Raw genomic sequence first — 19,533 nt, forward strand, 5'->3', positions numbered from 1 at the left:
ACTTAGCAATTAAATTTTTTCAATAACCCACTGCCCATTTTGAGACACCATTTGATGGGTCGCATATGGGACAGAGCTTAAATCATCATTACCTAATAATTGCACCACACGTAAACCTTGACTACGTGCAGCTACAATTGCATTTAATAAATCTTGATCATTACCTTTTGGAGCGACAACAGTCTCAATTTCTACAAATTGTGTTGCACCTAAAGCATATAAATCACAACTAAATCCTGTCGCTGGACGCGCACGCCCAAAATGTTCACCGATACCATCATATCGACCACCTTGCGCAAGTGGTGCCGCACGATTTGGTGCATAAATGGCATACATCAGACCGGTATGGTAGTGGTAACTACGTAACTCGATCACATCAATACCAATATCTAGATTCGGCCAGCGTGATTGAATTTGTGCAAATGTTGATTTCAATGCATCAAAAGCATTTTTAAAATCTTCATCATTTAAAATATCTTGGCTTAAGTTATTTTCTAATGCATCTAGATCACTTGCATAACGACCTAATGCATAAAAATCAGCGCCCATCATTAAATCTTTAGTAAATTCTTCTAGTTCAGGTAATGCTTTACGCTGATATAAGTCTGAAAGTTCACTTTCAGTATTTTTATTTAAACCAGCACGTTTTACCAAACTACGGAATAAGCCGACGTGTCCTAAGTCTAGATGAACACCTTCTAAACGTCGTGTATGTTTAAGCAAGCCTAACATCACATCAATCATTTCAACATCAGCTTCAATGCTGTCATGACCGTACAACTCCGCACCCAACTGTAAAGGTGCACGCGTTGAATTAAAGTTTTGAGGTTTAGTATGTAATACCGTGCCCGCATAACAATAACGAGCCACACCTTCAATTGGTCGAACATGAGCATCAATACGTGCAACTTGTGGTGTCATATCTGCACGAACACCAAGCAAACGACCAGATAGTTGATCAATCACTTTGAAAGTAACTAAATCTAAATCTTGACTGGATTCTGAAAGTGAAGACAACGATTCGATGTATTCAATAAATGGCGTATACACTAACTGATAACCTCGAACGGCGAGGAAATCTAAAGCTTCTCGGCGCAATGTTTCAACGACTTGCGCTTGTTCGGGCAATACATCTGCTACCCCATCAGGGAGCAACCATGTCTGTGAAATGGTCATGTTCCAAACCTAAAATCTGTTCAACGTGGAGGCATCCACATAAAAAGCAACCACATAAAAAAATCGGGTGAATGCCCGATTCAGCGTAGTGTAGCATGAAGATTTACATGATGCACCTGAGAATTTGCATAAAAACTGCTTATTCCACATTATAGAAAACAAACAGTTTTTATTTAATTAACCAATGATTTCAATAGATTATTATTATGGATTTGGCTCAAAAGTCCAAGTTCGCTGTCCAAAGAACTGCCCAATAGCTGAACTATCTCCTTGTTTCCAATTGATCAATTTCAGTTTTCGGATTGCTGTAATGGCTTGTTCATTATATGCAAAGCACCCTTTTTCTAATTGAGCAACGCGAAGTTCCTGACTTAATAGAAGTCCTTCTTTAATTCTACTATCGAAATCAAAATTAGAGTTCTTAAGTTCTTCTAACCGTTTGCTCTCATAATCCAAACTTAGTGCAGCATCCCATATTAATGGTGAAGTTAAGACTGCACGGAATGTTTGAGCATCGGTATTTCCAGCAATACCGAAAGTGCCCCAACTATCGTATTTATTGACTAAAAAAATCCAATCCAAATTATGCCAATTCCCCCAAAACAAGTCATAATCTGCTTTATTCGCATGAGAATTTAAATTCTCGTATGTATTTAGAATATTTTCTCTCTCCTGCTTGAATGATTGATTATCAAAAACAAAATTTAAAGTAATATAGGGTTGATTCCATTGTGTTTCTTTTAAGCGATAACAAGAACTACCTTTTGGGAAAGTGGCATCTTTATAATTTTGATAAAATTTAACCAATTCTTGATCCAAGCGATCATTTAGCTCGTTATTCAAATTAAACGTTTCACGATACCCAGGCAACACACGATCAAATATATTTTCGCCATCCAAATTTAAAAGTTCAAAAGTTAAATTTTGCTTTAGTTCTGGTAAACGCTCATAGGTCCACAGTGTTGGAGAAACTCTCTTGATCAGATTACTTTGTGGGGTATTAATTTCAAAAATCTTATTTTCAGTCAGAATCTTCAAATCTAAGGGTTCATTATGTGACTTTGAAAAATTAATTTCATTATTTCTTATCGAATACTTTGTGATTTCAAAAGAGTCAAAAATATAACCTTCAGAGAAAAGTGGTTTTTGATAATAAACTTGATATAAGGCCTCATCATTCTTAACATCTGTTTCGGCTTTTCTTTTCTCGCTAGAACTTCCTCCACATGCTGTTAAAATAAACCCCGAACTAAGTATAAAAAATACACCTATTTTTCTCGAATAAAACTTCATATATTTCCTTTTAATTTTAGTCTTATTAAATCGACAAAAAGAATAACAAGAGTAAATATAGCAAACAACAAAATTTCTTTATTTTTTATTCCCGGTTTTAATCATCATTTCTAGAACACTAACTAACTCAGCATTCTGTTTTTCCAAAGCAGCAACATTCGCTATGGTTTTATCTAATACTTCTTGTTGCACATGCATTTTTTTGGCCATGTCTTGCATGATTTCTAAACCTTTCTTCAGATGTAACTCCAAATGCAAAACTTTTTCTTCAACTTGCAATACCTGAGCATCATATGTTGGTTCTGACTGCGTTTTAAATTGAAACCAAAATAAAAATATAACCGCCAATAATAAAATAGCAATAAATCCCCACATCAACATAAATGTCATTTAAGTCTCCAAATTATTTTTTAGTTATAAAATTTATGAGTCGAACGACTCACACAAATCGAGTAAACGATTTGCGTATCCCCATTCATTATCATACCACGCAAAAACTTTTGCTTGATGACCGACAACCATGGTCTGAGTTAAATCTACAATTAAGGAATATGGCGAATGATTAAAATCGCTAGAGACAAGATCTTCATCGGTCACTTGCATAATCTGTGCATAATCAGACTGTGCAGCCTTGATTAATATTTCATTTACTTTATGCACCGTAATTGGTGAATGCGATACAAAGGTTAAATCAATGGCTGCAACATTAATTGTTGGCACTCGGATGGAATAACCATCTATTCGATTTTCCATTTTCGGCATAACACGTTTCAATGCACCTAAAGCACTTGAAGTCGTTGGAATGATATTCTGACCAGAAGCCCGTGCTCTGCGTAAATCACGATGTGCATGATCCAAAACGGATTGATCTGCAGTAACCGCATGGATTTCAGTCATTAAAGCTGTATCAATACCAAAAGCATCATCAATAATCTTCACTAAAGGGACTAATGCTTGCGTAGTACATGAAACACTAGAAATGATCTGATCAGTTGCTTTTACATCAGCATGGTTTACACCATAAACAATTGCAGCATCTACACTATCAAATGGAGCCGCACCGATAATGACGCGTTTTGCCCCTGCTTCAATATGACGAGTTGCGTCTGCTCTTGAACGGAATAACCCCGTACACTCCAGCACCACATCGATCTCTAAATCTTTCCAGGGAAGCAACTCAGGCTGCTCTTGTTTAAATACCTGTATTTTAAGCTGACGCTGATTGGAGTGAATATTCAAAAAAATATGTTGGTTTTCAATCTGAATTTCAACCTGTCCAGCAAAGCGTCCATGGGTTGTGTCGTACTTAAATAAATGCACCAACGTTTGTACATCAGCGATATCATTAATCGCAACGATCTCAAATTGAAACTGTTTGGGATTTTCAAACCATGCACGTAATACATTCCGGCCAATCCGACCAAATCCATTGATAGCGATACGTTGCATGCAGAGCCCTTGTTCATCAAAACATCATCATTTATGTGTTATATGGTAAAACATGAACCGCGCTGTTGAATATAGATTTTTAGCTTAAACACAGTTTTATATGATATTGCTTGTAAAATCGTTGGTCGGACAGGTATTTTCCGTTATAATTTAGCACTTTTAAAATCCATGCCATGTGATTGGTTCAATTGTAGAACATCGAACAATGACCTTAATTGCATATAGCCAAATTCAAAATTATGGAGTGTCTTGGTTGTGAGTACTCGTTTTATGACATCAGCTGAAATTCGTGAAGCATTTTTGCGTTACTTTGAATCGCAAGGGCATACACGTGTCGCTTCGAGCTCACTCGTTCCCGCCAACGACCCAACTTTGCTGTTTACCAATGCTGGTATGAACCAGTTTAAAGACTGTTTTCTTGGTTTAGAAAAGCGTGACTATGTTCGCGCTGTTTCATCACAGAAATGTGTCCGTGCGGGTGGTAAACACAATGACCTTGATAATGTCGGTTATACAGCACGCCACCACACATTCTTTGAAATGTTGGGTAACTTCTCATTTGGTGATTATTTCAAACAAAATGCACTCAAGTTTGCATGGGAATTTTTAACCAGCGAACAATGGCTAGGTTTACCTAAAGATCGTTTGTATGTCACGGTTTATCATACCGATGACGAAGCGTTTGACATCTGGAATAAAGAAATCGGCGTAGATGCTGAACGTATTATCCGTATTGGCGATAATAAAGGTGGTCAATACGCTTCTGATAACTTCTGGGCAATGGGTGATACAGGACCTTGTGGTCCTTGTTCAGAAATTTTCTACGATCATGGCGATCATATCTGGGGTGGTTTACCAGGTACACCAGAAGAAGACGGCGATCGCTTTATTGAAATCTGGAACAACGTTTTCATGCAGTTCAACCGTACTGCGGATGGCGTGATGCACCCTCTCCCAGCACCTTCTGTTGATACAGGAATGGGCTTAGAGCGTATTTCTGCGGTACTTCAACACGTCAACTCGAACTATGAAATTGACCTGTTCCAACATTTATTAAAAGCGGCTGCCAATATCATCGGTATCGAAGATGAAGGTCAACCGTCACTCCGTGTGGTTGCTGATCATGCGCGTTCTTGCTGTTTCTTGATTGCTGATGGTGTGAACCCTTCAAATGAAGGTCGCGGTTACGTACTACGTCGTATTATTCGTCGTGCTGTACGTCATGGTAACAAGCTTGGGGCTACTGGCACATTCTTCTATAAAATGTTGCAACCTTTAATTGAGGTTATGGGCGAAGCTTATCCTGAGCTTGCGGCACGCAAAGATGTCATTGAAGCAACTTTAATCCGTGAAGAAGAACAATTTGCTAAAACACTTGAACAAGGTTTGAAATTGCTCGAAGGTGAACTTGCACAACTTAAAGGTAAAGTGATTGCAGGTGAAACGGTATTTAAACTTTACGATACTTACGGTTTCCCGACTGACTTAACTGCGGATATCGCACGTGAGCGTGATCTTACAATTGATGAAGCTGGCTTTGAAATCGAAATGGCTGCTCAACGTCAACGCGCACGTGATGCCGGAAAGTTCGCCGTAGACTACAACAACATTGTTAAAGTTGAAGGCGAAACACAGTTCGACGGTTATGAAGCTACGAATGGTCAAGGTCAAATTATTGCGATCTATAAAGATGGTATTCAAGTTGACGAGATCAATGAAGGTGATGAAGCACTAATTGTATTGAATCAAACGCCTTTCTACGCTGAAAGCGGTGGTCAAATCGGTGATACAGGTATTTTCAAGAACGATACGGGTATTTTTGAAGTACAAGATACCAAAAAATCTGGTGGCGCGTTTGTTCACCAAGGTATCGTAACTGTAGGTAGCTTAAAAGCAACTCAAAGTGTTGAAGCTACTGTTAAAGCTGACATTCGTGCTGCAACTGCACGTAACCACTCTGCAACACACCTTCTCCATGCAGCTTTACGCCAAATCTTAGGTGATCACGTTCAGCAAAAAGGTTCTCTCGTTGCTAGCGACATTTTACGTTTTGACTTTGCAAATGACCAACCTGTGACATTTGATCAGTTGCAACAAATCGAACGTTTGGTTAACGCTGAAGTTCTTGCAAATACACCAGTAACCACTGAACTACTTGATATCGAAACAGCCAAAGCCAAAGGTGCAATGATGTTGTTCGGTGAAAAGTACGGTGACGAAGTTCGTGTGTTATCTATGGGTTCATTGATTGAAGACAAGAACTTCTCTATTGAGCTGTGTGGTGGTATTCACGTGAAGCGTACTGGTGATATTGGTTTATTCAAAATCACTTCTGAAGGTGGTGTTGCTGCCGGCGTACGCCGTATTGAAGCAGTTACTGGTACTCAAGCACTTGAAGTCGTTCAAAAAGCAGATACTGACATTCAAACGATCAACGGTTTGTTGAAAGCTCAAAAAGATCAAACGGTTGAGAAAGTTGAAGCGGTTGTTGAAACAGCTTCTAGTTTGCAAAAGCAAATCGAACAACTGAATCAGAAATTGGCAAGTTTCCAAGCAGCTGAATTACTGGATCAAGTGAAAGAAATTGCGGGACGTCAAACACTCATTACCACAGTCAAAGGTTTAGATGCCAAATCATTACGCAATTTACATGATAGCGTAAAATCAAAATTGGAAGATGCAGTCATTATTTTAGCTGGCGTTGAAGGCGATAAAGTGAGTTTAATCGCATCTGTCGCTAAACAATATACTGCAAATCTAAAGGCAGGTGACATCATCAAACACTTAGCTCAAGAACTAGGTGGTAAAGGTGGTGGTAAACCTGACTTAGCACAAGGTGGCGCGCCACTAAACGAGAAGTTCGATCAAGTCTTTGCAGCACTCCCTGCTTGGCTTGAGCAATAAGAACTTCACTTTTGTGTAACTGACCCTGATGCCTCTCAGGGTCATGGCTTATATGGAACAACTATGGCATTAATCGTTCAAAAATATGGCGGTACCTCTATGGGTACTCCTGAGCGCATTTTAAATGTTGCTCGTCGTGTCAAGCGCTGGCATGATCATGGTCACAAAGTGGTCGTGGTCGTATCTGCAATGAGTGGTGAAACTAACCGCTTACTTGCGCTTGCTAAAGCCATTACCAGCACCCCTGACCCACGTGAACTTGATCAAATGGTGTCAACGGGTGAACAAGTAACGATTTCCATGTTAGCTATGGCACTTAATTCTATTGGTGTAGAAGCTAAATCATATACGGGTCGTCAAGTTGGAATCAAAACCGACAGCGCGTTTACCAAAGCACGTATCGAATCAATAGATACCGATGTGATGACCAAAGATTTAGATGCAGGTCGTGTTCTGGTGGTTGCTGGTTTCCAAGGCTTTGATGCGGATGGCAATACGACAACTTTAGGTCGTGGTGGATCAGACACCTCAGGTGTTGCAATTGCAGCTGCGTTAAAAGCGGATGAATGTCAGATCTACACTGATGTAGATGGCGTTTATACGACTGACCCTCGTGTTGCACCTAAAGCAAAGAAAGTTGACCGTATTTCTTTTGAAGAAATGCTAGAAATGGCATCTTTAGGTTCAAAGGTTTTACAAATTCGCTCTGTTGAATTCGCTGGTAAATATCAAGTTCCATTACGTGTATTATCAAGTTTTGATAATGACGATGACGGCGCGTTCGATGAAGAATTCAAACAAAATGTAGGCACACTAATTACGACTGAGGCGGAAGACGATATGGAACAACCAATCATCGCAGGTATTGCATTTAACCGTGACGAAGCAAAATTAACGATTCTAGGCGTTCCTGATGAGCCTGGTATTGCATCTAAAATCTTGTCGCCAATTAGTAATGCCAACATCGAAGTGGATATGATTATCCAAAATGTAGAAGAAGATGGTACAACTGATTTTACATTTACCGTAAATCGTACTGATCTTGCCAAGGCAAAAGCGATTTTAGAACAAACAGCAAGCAGCATTGAAGGATGTGAAGTTGTTACGCGTGACGATATTGTTAAAGTCTCTATCGTGGGTGTTGGCATGCGCTCACATGCGGGTGTTGCAAGTAAAATGTTCACTGCTTTGGCTGAAGAAAGCATTAATATTCTCATGATTTCTACATCAGAAATTAAAATTTCTGTGTTAATCGAAGAAAATTATTTAGAACTAGCAGTTCGTTGTTTACACACAGCTTTTGGTCTAGACCGTGAGCATGGTGAAAGCAGCGCACGTGCTTAATTTGTAGCTAGTTAAATATTTACTTTCAAGTAAATAATAAAAAAAACAGAGCCACTATAGTTTTTTTTATAGTGGCTCTGTTATATTAGCGCAGAGGTTTTAAGAAAGTTCTCACAAAATTTACGAAAAAAATTTTTTACATAATTTTGTTAGAATTTTCTGTATATTAGGCTGTGCTTTCGAACAATGAATTCCCTGTCGCAAGTTTAAGCGTTTAGCAAGGAGATAAACATGCTGATTCTGACCCGTCGTGTCGGAGAAACATTAATGATTGGGGATCAAGTCAGTGTTACTGTGCTTGGCGTAAAAGGCAATCAGGTGCGTATTGGTGTAAATGCTCCAAAAGAAGTTTCTGTGCATCGTGAGGAAATTTACCAACGTATCCAACATGAACGTGCCATGCATGAGCATTTACAACATCTTGATCAAGATTATCAACATACGTATGAAGAAGAGAGTAATGATTTCTCTCAACATAATAACTTCAATCGTTAATATAGCGAATTCTTCAATAATTAAAGCGACTACAATAGTCGCTTTAATTATTTATAAGCCCAATGCTTTTCTAACAGGAGCATAACTACGTCGGTGCTCGTCAATCACCCCGTGTATAGCTATAGCTTCAAAGTGCGCCTTGGTTGGATAGCCTTTGTGCTTAGCAAAACCATAATTAGGATATTCCAAATCTAAAGCCTTCATTTGGCGATCACGTGTGACTTTAGCTAAAATACTCGCCGCACTAATCTCAGCATGCGTCGCATCACCACCAACGATTGCTTCACAAGGAATGCTTATACCTTTGGGGATTTGATTACCATCTACTATCACTTTCACTGGTTGAGTCGCCAATGCTTCAACTGCTCGACGCATCGCGAGAAAAGTGGCTTGTAAAATGTTGAATTCATCAATTTCCGCATGGCTTGCTTCAGCAATAGACCACGCGAGTGCTTTTTCTTGAATCTCTACAAATAATTTTTCACGTTTCTTTTCAGTCAACTTTTTCGAGTCATTCAAGCCTTCAATTGGATTATTTGGGTCCAAAATTACAGCCGCAGCAACAACAGAACCAACTAAAGGTCCTCGCCCTGCTTCGTCGACACCAGCAATCGTCATATTACATCTCTCAACAAGAGGCTGATTACAGCCTCATTCATTATTTCGCTTGTTTTAACGCTTCATTTACGCAAGTATTTACAGTTTCTGTAACCACTTTATTTACAATCATTGTACGCGCAGCAGGATCAACTGCGGCAGTTGCAAGATCAAAAGCAGTCACACTTTCAGGCGCTTTATCACTGACACAACCACATACATTGGTTTGAATCTCATTTCTTTGCTCAGTACTCATATAGCGTGTTGCTGTTTTCCATGCAGCGATATTATTGATTTCATTTAAGCACTTCGCATTTACGGCAACTTTTAACGCGGCCATACCTAGTTGCTGTGAAGTCGTAGTTGGATTATTTGTATCTGTTGCGGCACATCCTGCAAACGCTAAAACAAGTGGAGCAACAATCAATACTAATTTTTTCATAATTTTACCTACCTAAATTTTGGCAGGCGTATTGTGCCTAAACACGAGCGTTTATGATATGACCCAAATTCAATTTTACACAATAAAACAATTTAGCTTCTTACCGTTTGATTAAACGTTCTAAGGATAAAACGCTCTGTTACATATACTGAGTATGAGGAGATTATTCCCGTATTTAGAATTAATTTACTCATATCACAGCTAGGATGTTGCGATGTCAACCTCAACACAATACTATACACGTACCGCACAAGTATTGCATTGGCTCATGGCAGCGATTTTTATTGTTGCATGGCTTATTGGTTTTTATAGTGGAAATTTTCTCAGTTATGAAGCGGATGGTAGCTTCAAAGGCAGTGTCATTACCTTACATAAAAATATTGCAACGACGATTATTTTTTTGGTCCTCATTCGAATCTTTTGGCGTTATACCCACCCTACTCCCCAGCTACCTGACACCATGTCTCCAATGATGAAAACTTTGGCACATGTTGGACATTTCCTGCTTTATTTAATGCTCTTAGCTTTACCAATCACAGGCTGTTTATTTAGTTGGAGTGCTGGTCACCCTGCACCTGTTTTATACTTATTTGAAATACCAAGATTGGTTCAAGACAATCCTGAGCTTTTAGCCATTGTTAAACCGCTACATATTTATTTGTCTTGGTTTGCAGGTTTATTGATTGTTGGTCATGGATTAGCGGCTATTAAACATCACTTTATTGATAAAGATAATGTCTTACTAAGCATGCTAAAACAACCTAAGTAAATCTTTGGATGTAAAAAAACCGCATGATGCGGTTTTTTTATATTTAAATTTTCTTTACTTCATCAATCCACTTTTGCTTTTCTTCATCAGCAATAAATGAAGCTTCAAATGAGTTAATCGCAAGCTGTTTTAGCTCATCATCGGATAAATCTAAAGCATGCTGAATCGCAATAAAGTTATCATTCATGTACCCACCGAAATATGAAGGATCGTCAGAGTTTACAGTGACATGTACGCCTTTTTGAAGTAAACGGCGAATGTTATGTTCGGCCATATCGTTTACTACACACAATTTTAGATTACTGAGCGGACAAACCGTTAAAGGCATTTTTTCTGAAATTAAACGAGCCATAAGTTGCTCATCCTCTTCTGAACGCACACCATGATCAATACGGTTGACTTTGAGTAAATCTAAAGCCTCCCAAATATATGCTGGAGGACCTTCTTCACCTGCATGAGCAACGATTAAGAAACCTGCTTCACGCGCTTTGGCAAAAACACGTTCAAATTTCGATGGTGGATGACCTACTTCACTTGAATCCAAACCGATAGCAATAATGTCATCTTTAAATGGTAACGCTTGCTCAAGTGTTTCAAATGCTTTCTCTTCACTTAAGTGACGCAAGAAGCACATAATCAGTTGAGAACTGATTCCCAACTTTACTTTTGCATCTGTACATGCGCGTTTTAAACCATTCAAGACCGTAACAAATTCAACCCCACGCTCAGTATGCGTTTGCGGGTCAAAAAACATTTCAGTATGCACGACGCGATCTTCTGCACATTTTTCAAAATATGCCCAAGCAAGATCATAAAAATCTTGTTCATGCACAAGCACATTTGCGCCTGCATAGTAAATATCTAAAAAAGATTGAAGGTTATGGAAGTTATACGCTTGCTTCACTTCTTCGACAGATTGGTAAGGAATCTGAATCTGATTACGCTGTGCAATTGCAAACATCAGTTCTGGTTCAAAAGTACCCTCAATATGCACATGCAACTCGGCTTTGGGTAAAGCACGAATCAGCTCGACTTGATTCATATTAACTCCACGTCTAAATAAAAAAGGGTGTTGCCTAATCAGGTACACCCTTTAAAAGGTTTCTAATTTTTAAGCGACTTAACCGCCAAATGCAACAAACTTAAATACCCACAGTGCTGCAATGATCCAAACCATATAAGGTACAGTCTTTGCTTTGCCGGTAAGAAGTTTAACCAATGCATAGCTAATAAAGCCCATTGCAATACCATCCGCAATCGAATAAGTGAATGGCATGAATACAATCGTTAAAAATGCTGGCACTGCTTCAGTGATATCATCCCAATCAATATGGGTGATGCCTTGAATCATCAATACACCAATAAACAACAATGCTGGCGCTGTTGCAAAACCAGGTACAGATTGTGCAAGTGGTGCTAAAAATAAACAGCCCACAAATAACACAGCAACGACGACGGCCGTTAAACCAGTACGACCACCTGCAGCGACACCAGAAGCAGATTCGATATATGGTGTTGTTGATGATGTCCCTAATGCAGCACCCGCAACAATCGCGGTGGAATCAGCAAATAATGCTTTCTTTAAACGCGGCAATTTACCATCTTTTAACAAACCTGCACGGTGCGAAACACCAACCAAGGTTCCTGTACTGTCAAATAAATCCACGATGAAGAAAACGAAAATAACGCCAATCATGCTTGCAGTGAATAGACCTTCAAAGTCCATTTTCATAAATGTTGGTGCAATTGATGGAATCTGACCCACTACACCCTTAAATTCATTTAAGCCTAAAGCCGTTGCAATCGCTGTAATCACCAAAATACTAATAATTATTGCACCCCGTATTTTGAACTGATGCAAAACCACGATCATTAAAAAACCAAATAAAGCGAGCAATACGGTTGGCTGTTTGATATCTCCTAACCCGACTAAAGTTGCTGGATTATCAACAATAATTCCTGCATTTTTTAGTGCAATTAAAGCAAGGAATAATCCAATACCACCACCAATCGCAAGTTTTAATGACATGGGAATAGCATTGACAATTGCTTCACGAATTTTCATAAAACTAATTGCGAGGAATACCAACCCAGAAATGAAAACAGCAGCTAAAGCTGTTTCCCATGGCACTCCCATACCCAGACATACAGAGTAAGTAAAGTAAGCATTCAGGCCCATACCAGGCGCTAACGCAATTGGATAATTCGCAATTAACCCCATCACTAAACAGCCAATTGCCGCAGCTAAGCAGGTTGCTACAAATACCGCACCATGATCCATTCCTGTTTCTGAAAGAATCAATGGATTTACAATAATGATGTAACACATGGTTAAAAATGTAGTTACACCTGCAAGAACTTCTGTTCTAAAACTCGTTTTGTTATCGCTTAATTTAAATAAGCGTTCTAACAAACCTGCCGAAGCATTAGGCGTTGCCATAATAGCACCTGTCAAAATCTAAGATCGTAGGAGATAAAATCTATACCTTTGTGTTTCAAACTTTTTTGAATTTTTCACCAAAAGGTATACAAAGCTGAAAGCAATCTATATGCCAGCCCGATACGCATCACGTCAAAACATGTATAAATCTAATTCCGCATCAAAATATAAAAAGCCGCATAACAATATGCAGCTTTTTATTTAATGGTAAATATTTTAGCAGATTCTAATAGAAACTTGCGTACCTTCAATCAAAAAAAGATGACTTGCTGATCGCGATAATTACATCAAAATCGCTCAATACATCATCGCAAAACTTATCTTTTATTGAGTTTGCTTTATATTATTCAAATGCGTATGTGGGTTATGTTGAATTTCATTCAAACTATGCTCAGCCTCATGAACAACTTTCATAAGTTCCTGATGTTTTTTCGTTTGTGCATCTTCATAACTTGTATAACCTAAAACGAGAATGGAAAATAAGAATAGGAGTACAAGTGCGATCTTCATTATTATTATCTCTTTGTTAGTGTTTTCTCTGATTCTAGCAAATTTTGTGAATTTTTAGTTGTTTTTCTAAATTAATTCCATCCAAACAACATTTTTAGTTATCGTATAAAAAAGCTCCAGCACCCTCTTTGACGCAAAAGAAAAAAGCACTTTTGTGATCAAAAGTGCTTGTTATATTGGACTTGTTTAAACCATTAGAATTGATAATTTAAACGCACCAGAAAATTACGCGGTGTGCCTGGCATCGACTCTGAACGCCAATATTCTTTATTAGTCAGATTGTTAACTGCGATCGTCAGGTTCCATGGATCAGCACTATAACCAACCGCAGCATCCAGACGTGTAAAACCTTTAAAATCCATCGGCTCTCTGTCTAGATTACCATTGAGATATACCTTGGCATCCCCTACATAAGTTGCACCAATTTCTCCATAGATTTTATCTGTAGGTAAATAACGAACAAATAAATTTCCGATATGTTTTGGCACATTGTTCAGTTCTTTTCCAACATTTTTTGGTTTTTCTTTATCTTTAGTGACTTCTGCTTCCATATAGCTGTAGCCACCACGCACAAAAACATTATCTAGTGCACGTCCAATAAAGCTAAACTCCATTCCTCGAGAACGATGTTGACCACCGACTGCCCATTCTTCAGGTTTGTTCTCAGGATCTGGTTTATAGCGGATGTTATTCTTACGGATATCAAACACAGAAAATTGAGTGTTCAAACGGTCATTTAACCAGTCACTTTTTACACCAACTTCATATTGCTCATTGTATTGGGGTTCAGCATCGTAAGCACTTGAATTTAAGGTCGGATCAATGCTAATCATGCCACGACCACCATAGGGAGCAAAACTCTTACTATAAGATGTGTAAAAACTTTGACTTTCTATTGGCTGCCAAACAAACCCCATATTTGGACTAAAAGTTTCTCCATCATAAGAATTTTCTTTGCCAGTCATTATATTACGTGTTTTAAATTCAAATTGGTCATAACGTGCTCCAAGCATCATTTTAATAGTTGGAGTAAGACTAACTAAATCTTGAATAAAAAAAGCTTTATTTTCCGCATTATGCTGACTATAGGAAGTCATTGGTGTACGACCAGACTCTTGATTAAAGGACGCTGATACATAATGGTCATTAGGATTGTACGGATTAATATATCCATAGTATTTACCTGCATAGGCACCACTAGAGTAGTTCCCTAATTTTGGATCACGGTTTTCATGAGTCCAATCGCTCCCCACCAAAATATTATGCTCGAATGGGCCAGTTTTGAACTTACCTGTAATATCAAATGTATTCATCACGGTTTTATTCATTGTTTCTTGCCAAGCATAACTCTGACGAAGATAACCATTCCAATCACATGCAACAGGCTTACTTTCTAATGTCAAATTATTATCACAATAAGTTCCACCAAAGAAGTTATCAAAGTTTTGATATGCTTGACGGTAACTTGCAGCCCAATGAAACTTCCAATCTGGCGCAAAATCATATTTCACATCAGTACGAACCATTTGTAATTCGTCTTCAATAAAATCTGAATTACGAGCAAAAGCATTTTTAATCGAAACGTCCTTTGGCAAGTTTTCATATGAAGGGCCACGATCTGGTGTACGATCTAATTTGTCATAAGTATATTGAGTGGTCCAAAGTAACTTCTCATCATCACTACGATAAGTCACACTCGGAGAAATCATCTCTACTTGTGAACCGATACCTTTACGAAAGCTATTTGTATCAGCTTTTTCACCTGTTAAACGTATAGCCCAGTTATCGGTGAGAACTTGATTGACATCTAATGTCCCCCCAATATTTTCATAGGACCCTGCATATATACCAACTGAGCTTTTTGAATCAAAATTGGCAAACTTAGTCACCATATTGATTACACCACCGCCTGCTCCACGCCCATACAACACAGAAGCAGGACCTTTTAGAATCTCAATACGCTCTACATTGGCGGTACTACGACGTAATTGACCGCTCTCACGAACGCCGTCACGATAAATATCCCCTTCATCCGCTTTAAAACCGCGAAGTGAAATACCATCGCCACGTGTATCATAATTTGTTGATACCCCAGGAGTACCCTGTAACATCACGCTTAAATCATTTGCACCATAGATTTTATATTTTTGCACATCAATGGTATCAATGGTTTGTGGAATATCTTTTTTCTTTAATCCATTACGCGTCACACTAGCCTGATCATAATCAATATAACTTTTGATCGGATCAAGCTCACTCATCGCCTCAATTTTAATTGTAGGCATTACAGCAGTTTGTTCATTAGCGATTGCATACTGAACCTGTAACACCATCAAGCTTAGTACGCTAAATTTAAAGATAGGCTGTTTGAACAGACCTAATGCAGCAGACTTCATAAAAATTCCAAAAAACTCAAACAAACGTTCAAAAAATAAAATAAAAAAATGCGCTACAATTTTAATAAAAATAATTCTCATTTTCACCATATTTATACTTTTTCTTCCTGCTTTTGACTATTTCTTATGCATCTTATTCAAGATAATTTTTACCACTTTGCTAAATACTTTTTATTATAAAAATTCCGTCTTTCTTCTGATCAAATTCCACTTTTCTTCACAATTTTACATTAGGCTACACACAAAATAATTTGATCTTTTTTTGGGGTATTTATAATGAAACCATCGCTCTACCATGTGAGATTGAGTCTGCTCAGCTCAGCCCTATTTACAATGAGTAGCTTCGTTTTTGCTGAAGATCAAAATATTGACTCCCCTCCAGTAGTTACTTCTACTCAAGTACTTCCAACACTGACATTTAATGCATCTGCCGGACCCAAAAAACAACAGGATGATGATATCAGCGCGGTACCCAAGACGGTTATTACTCGTGAAGAAATGCGTGAGTACGGCGATCAAACTGTGATGGATGCATTGCGGCGCGCCGCAGGTTTTCAGTTACCTAATTTTGGTCAAGGTCCACGCGGTGGTGGTGGCGCCTCAGGTATGCGTTTTCGTGGTGGAGGAGCTCCGACTTTCTTAATCAATGGTGAACCAATACAGGGTGGCCCACGTGGCGGTATGTCGATTATTGACACCATTACACCTGAAATGATTGAACGTATTGAGGTGGTGAAGCAGCCAAGCGTGGCTCAATCTTCAGTTGCTTCCTCAGCAGTAATTAATATTATTCTCAAAGAACCAATGGACACCCGTATAAATGGCACTGTTAAGCTAGGTTATGGCTTACGTGAAAGCGGACGACAAGAAATGGAAAGAAAGCAAATTGATGTCCAAGCTGATGGTCGTGAAAACCAGTGGTCTTATAGTCTTTCAGCCAATCAAATGTGGATCGATAATACCTCAGTTTCAAAAACCGAATCTGAGACAGGAACCCGTGAAAATCTGCGTACTATAAATCGTAGCATGCAAATGTTCTCACCACGTCTACAATATGATCTAGATGATCAACAAAAATTGATTGCAGAATTGTTTTACCGCAATATAAAAATGGAAGGTCACTCAGCCAATCAAATACAAGACGATAAAAATGATAGTATCCGCTTGAATACGCGCTATGAACGTAAAGACAAAGATCTCAGTGATAAAATTCGTTTTTCAATTGAAAGACAGACTGAAAGTCAACTGACACGTTCACCTGAGCAACGGATTTACACAGATGAAACTATCAACGAATACGGTTTAGCTTACGATGGTACGAGAAAGTTGGATGCAAATCGTCAAATTAAATTTGGATTCGACAATCGTTTTAGTGAACTCGATAGCAATGTCAGCGAAAGCCTGAATGAACAACGTTATGCAGTGTACGGCGAAGGGAGTTGGCGCTTTACTGATCGCCAAACCATTACTTTAGGCGCACGCCAAGAGTGGATTGATCGTTCTGGCTTGGTTGACTATCAAGACCAACATCTCAGTCCAGTGCTTGCTTACCGTTTTAATCTCACTGATCAATGGTCATTACAAACTAATTTAAGCCAAGCCTTTCGTAGCCCTAAATCTGACCGTTTGATTCCTACTGTTACTGTTTCGACAGATAATGATGCTGGCTCACTAAACAATCCTGACCGTGGTGGTAATCTAAATCTGAAAGCTGAAAAAATTCACGCAATTGAGTCAACACTTGCTTATGATACAGCGAGTGGAGGTATCAACCTGACCGCTTACCATCGAGAAATTAAAGACTACATCGAAAAGGTGGTCGATTTGGAAGGAGGCCGTTATGTTGAACGTCCACAAAACCAAGATAAGGCAACCACTTATGGCGTTGAATTGTCTGGTCGTTATGCTTTAAAACAAACTGAAGCTGGTCATGCCCTAATGCTTAATGGACAAGTTTCTACTGTACGTGCAACCATTAAAAATCAGCAACAGGATGAACGTCTTGTCAGCGATGTTGCTCCTTACAATGTCAGTACTGGTCTATCCTATAGTTATAAGCCTTGGCAGATTTCTAGCAGCGTAAACATGAGCTACACCCCCGAATTTAAACGTGCGTTGGATGGCCAACCGTATGATCGAACTACCAATGAACGCTTTAACTTAAATTTAAGCACAACAAAACGTTTTGCTGATGGTTGGGCTGCGAGCTTGAACTTAAACAATATTCTTAGTACCGATTACAAAGAGCGTCTGACCTATCAATCTGATGGTCGTTTATATCAAGCACGAAGTAATGAGAGTATTCCTAGCTTCCAATTTACACTTGAGAAGAAATTCTAAACTTCTTTAGCGTAATACAATCTTTAATCCAACTAAGCCAGTGAAACTCAATGCTGGCTTTTTAATACAAAGCTTCGATATCAAATCCAAGCTTAGAAGAATAAAAATGAGTGCTAAATCCAATTAATTAGAATATTGAATGCCTATTCCTTTAATAAGGTTGTTGCAGTGTTTAAATAAGCCTAATCAATAAAGTGCTTATCTCAACATGGGTGTCTTTTCCTTGATATTTAAACTGCAATCCATTTCCTATCCTAAAAAGAACATTGTATATTGTTTAAAAAAGTTGTTTTGCTCTATTTTATGACTTCAACAAAAACCAGTGATGCTGGCATCTTTTTATGGATGGTCTATCAGACCATGCAAAAGATGGACTTAGATGCGGCCGCGATATTTGCAAGTGTGCATTTACCTGACCAACCACCAGACCGTCAGGTTCGTCGGGATAATTCAACACAACAACGCTTTTGGTCTGCCGCAGAACACATTAGCCATGATCCAGATATTGGATTGCATGTGGGTGCAAAGATTCCCGCCCTTCGTGGTCAAGTGGTTGAATATCTTTTTCTTAGCAGCCCAAATTTTGGCGAAGGTCTACAACGTACAATTCGCTATCAGGCATTACTCACCGATGCCATGTCTTTTCAACTCGAATACGATGGCGGAAATACAGCCCGACTAACAGGTCTCAATCATTCAGTAAGGCATTATCTAGAATGTGCAATCGGCATTTTGCTTAATTTTTTTAAATACATCAGTACCGATGCATTTATTCCAATTGAAATTGGACTACCACACCTCAATGCTGCAGATCAAAAGCAATATCAACAGACGTGGGGCTGCGCTGTAAAATTTGGACAACCCAATGGCTATATCTGCTTTGACGCAAGCGTATTAAATACACCCTCACCTGCCTACGAACCTGAACTACTTAAAATCCATGAAGACCACGCCGCAAATCAACTTGAACTACTTAGTAAACATCAACTTATAGACGAAATCGAAAAAATTCTTAGTCGTGGATTATTAGAATCAGGCGAGTTTGACCAAAATGTTGTGGCACAACTTCTTAATAAAAGCGCTCGTAGCTTAAGATCAGACTTACAACTTTTAAATACCACTTATGAAAAAGTTATCGCACAGTATCGTGAAAGGCTGGCTCGGCGATTATTATCACACACCCAAGAGTCGATTGATCAAATTGTCTATCTGACTGGTTTTTCTGAACCCTCTGCATTTTCGAGGGCATTTAAACGTTGGACTGGCGAAACCCCAACAGCCTATCGACAACGCAAACAATCGTAATTTGATTTTATCGGCAAAAAAACATCGTCAATACGGTCAAAAGATTTGTATTTTGTCTCATTAAAATCTGATC

General features: G+C 38.7%; 16 protein-coding genes. 6 read left to right on the forward strand and 10 right to left on the reverse strand.

Annotated elements, in window-relative coordinates:
• Nucleotides 1-9: 9 nt before the first annotated feature.
• The 4 genes from DK207_RS07045 to DK207_RS07060 form a co-directional block, all read right to left on the reverse strand.
• The gene (locus tag DK207_RS07045) at nt 10-1,176 is read right to left on the reverse strand and encodes an ATP phosphoribosyltransferase regulatory subunit (RefSeq protein WP_109440563.1); all 1,167 of its coding nucleotides are present in this window, start codon (nt 1,174-1,176) and stop codon (nt 10-12) included.
• A 204-nt stretch (nt 1,177-1,380) separates the two neighbouring features.
• Nucleotides 1,381-2,469, reverse strand: a complete 1,089-nt coding sequence (locus DK207_RS07050) for a hypothetical protein (RefSeq protein ID WP_109440564.1) — start codon at nt 2,467-2,469, stop codon at nt 1,381-1,383.
• Between the two features lie 78 nt (nt 2,470-2,547).
• Nucleotides 2,548-2,859, reverse strand: coding sequence for a hypothetical protein (locus DK207_RS07055; protein WP_109440565.1), 312 nt, complete (start codon nt 2,857-2,859; stop codon nt 2,548-2,550).
• 33 nt (nt 2,860-2,892) lie between these two features.
• Nucleotides 2,893-3,918, reverse strand: coding sequence for a type I glyceraldehyde-3-phosphate dehydrogenase (locus tag DK207_RS07060; protein WP_109440566.1), 1,026 nt, complete (start codon nt 3,916-3,918; stop codon nt 2,893-2,895).
• A 255-nt stretch (nt 3,919-4,173) separates the two neighbouring features.
• Between DK207_RS07060 and alaS the strand changes: the two genes are divergently transcribed.
• The 3 genes from alaS to csrA all read left to right on the forward strand — a co-directional run bounded on the left by alaS (nt 4,174) and on the right by csrA (nt 8,661).
• Nucleotides 4,174-6,822: an alanine--tRNA ligase gene (gene alaS / locus DK207_RS07065; protein WP_171293644.1), complete on the forward strand. Its 2,649-nt coding sequence runs from the start codon at nt 4,174-4,176 to the stop codon at nt 6,820-6,822.
• A 63-nt stretch (nt 6,823-6,885) separates the two neighbouring features.
• Nucleotides 6,886-8,166, forward strand: a complete 1,281-nt coding sequence (locus DK207_RS07070; RefSeq protein WP_109440568.1) for an aspartate kinase — start codon at nt 6,886-6,888, stop codon at nt 8,164-8,166.
• 231 nt (nt 8,167-8,397) lie between these two features.
• Complete coding sequence (csrA, locus tag DK207_RS07075; RefSeq protein WP_005082058.1) at nt 8,398-8,661, forward strand: carbon storage regulator CsrA; 264 nt, start codon at nt 8,398-8,400, stop codon at nt 8,659-8,661.
• Nucleotides 8,662-8,712: 51 nt separating this feature from the next.
• Here the strand turns inward: csrA and rnhB are convergent, their stop codons facing one another.
• Complete coding sequence (gene rnhB, locus DK207_RS07080) at nt 8,713-9,279, reverse strand: ribonuclease HII (protein ID WP_109440569.1); 567 nt, start codon at nt 9,277-9,279, stop codon at nt 8,713-8,715.
• A 40-nt stretch (nt 9,280-9,319) separates the two neighbouring features.
• A complete protein-coding gene (locus DK207_RS07085; protein WP_109440570.1) occupies nt 9,320-9,700 on the reverse strand; it encodes a hypothetical protein in 381 nt (126 codons plus the stop codon).
• A gap of 214 nt (nt 9,701-9,914) precedes the next feature.
• Here DK207_RS07085 and DK207_RS07090 point away from each other — a divergent pair, with 214 nt between their 5' ends.
• Nucleotides 9,915-10,469: a cytochrome b gene (locus DK207_RS07090; RefSeq protein WP_109440571.1), complete on the forward strand. Its 555-nt coding sequence runs from the start codon at nt 9,915-9,917 to the stop codon at nt 10,467-10,469.
• Between the two features lie 43 nt (nt 10,470-10,512).
• Here DK207_RS07090 and DK207_RS07095 read toward each other — a convergent pair whose 3' ends face one another.
• From DK207_RS07095 to DK207_RS07110, 4 genes are all read right to left on the reverse strand, one after another.
• Nucleotides 10,513-11,511: an adenosine deaminase gene (locus DK207_RS07095; RefSeq protein WP_109440572.1), complete on the reverse strand. Its 999-nt coding sequence runs from the start codon at nt 11,509-11,511 to the stop codon at nt 10,513-10,515.
• A 78-nt stretch (nt 11,512-11,589) separates the two neighbouring features.
• Nucleotides 11,590-12,909, reverse strand: coding sequence for an NCS2 family permease (locus DK207_RS07100; RefSeq protein ID WP_109440573.1), 1,320 nt, complete (start codon nt 12,907-12,909; stop codon nt 11,590-11,592).
• 324 nt (nt 12,910-13,233) lie between these two features.
• Nucleotides 13,234-13,419 (reverse strand): hypothetical protein, encoded by a 186-nt coding sequence (locus tag DK207_RS07105; protein ID WP_109440574.1) that lies wholly within the window; start codon nt 13,417-13,419, stop codon nt 13,234-13,236.
• 194 nt (nt 13,420-13,613) lie between these two features.
• A complete protein-coding gene (locus tag DK207_RS07110) occupies nt 13,614-15,815 on the reverse strand; it encodes a TonB-dependent receptor (RefSeq protein WP_109440650.1) in 2,202 nt (733 codons plus the stop codon).
• A gap of 276 nt (nt 15,816-16,091) precedes the next feature.
• Here DK207_RS07110 and DK207_RS07115 point away from each other — a divergent pair, with 276 nt between their 5' ends.
• Nucleotides 16,092-18,155 (forward strand): TonB-dependent receptor plug domain-containing protein, encoded by a 2,064-nt coding sequence (locus DK207_RS07115; protein ID WP_109440575.1) that lies wholly within the window; start codon nt 16,092-16,094, stop codon nt 18,153-18,155.
• 303 nt (nt 18,156-18,458) lie between these two features.
• Nucleotides 18,459-19,460, forward strand: coding sequence for an AraC family transcriptional regulator (locus tag DK207_RS07120; protein WP_109440576.1), 1,002 nt, complete (start codon nt 18,459-18,461; stop codon nt 19,458-19,460).
• The last annotated feature ends 73 nt before the right edge of the window (nt 19,461-19,533 follow it).

This window comes from Acinetobacter haemolyticus (assembly GCF_900406815.1).
GTDB classification, from domain to species: domain Bacteria; phylum Pseudomonadota; class Gammaproteobacteria; order Pseudomonadales; family Moraxellaceae; genus Acinetobacter; species Acinetobacter haemolyticus_A.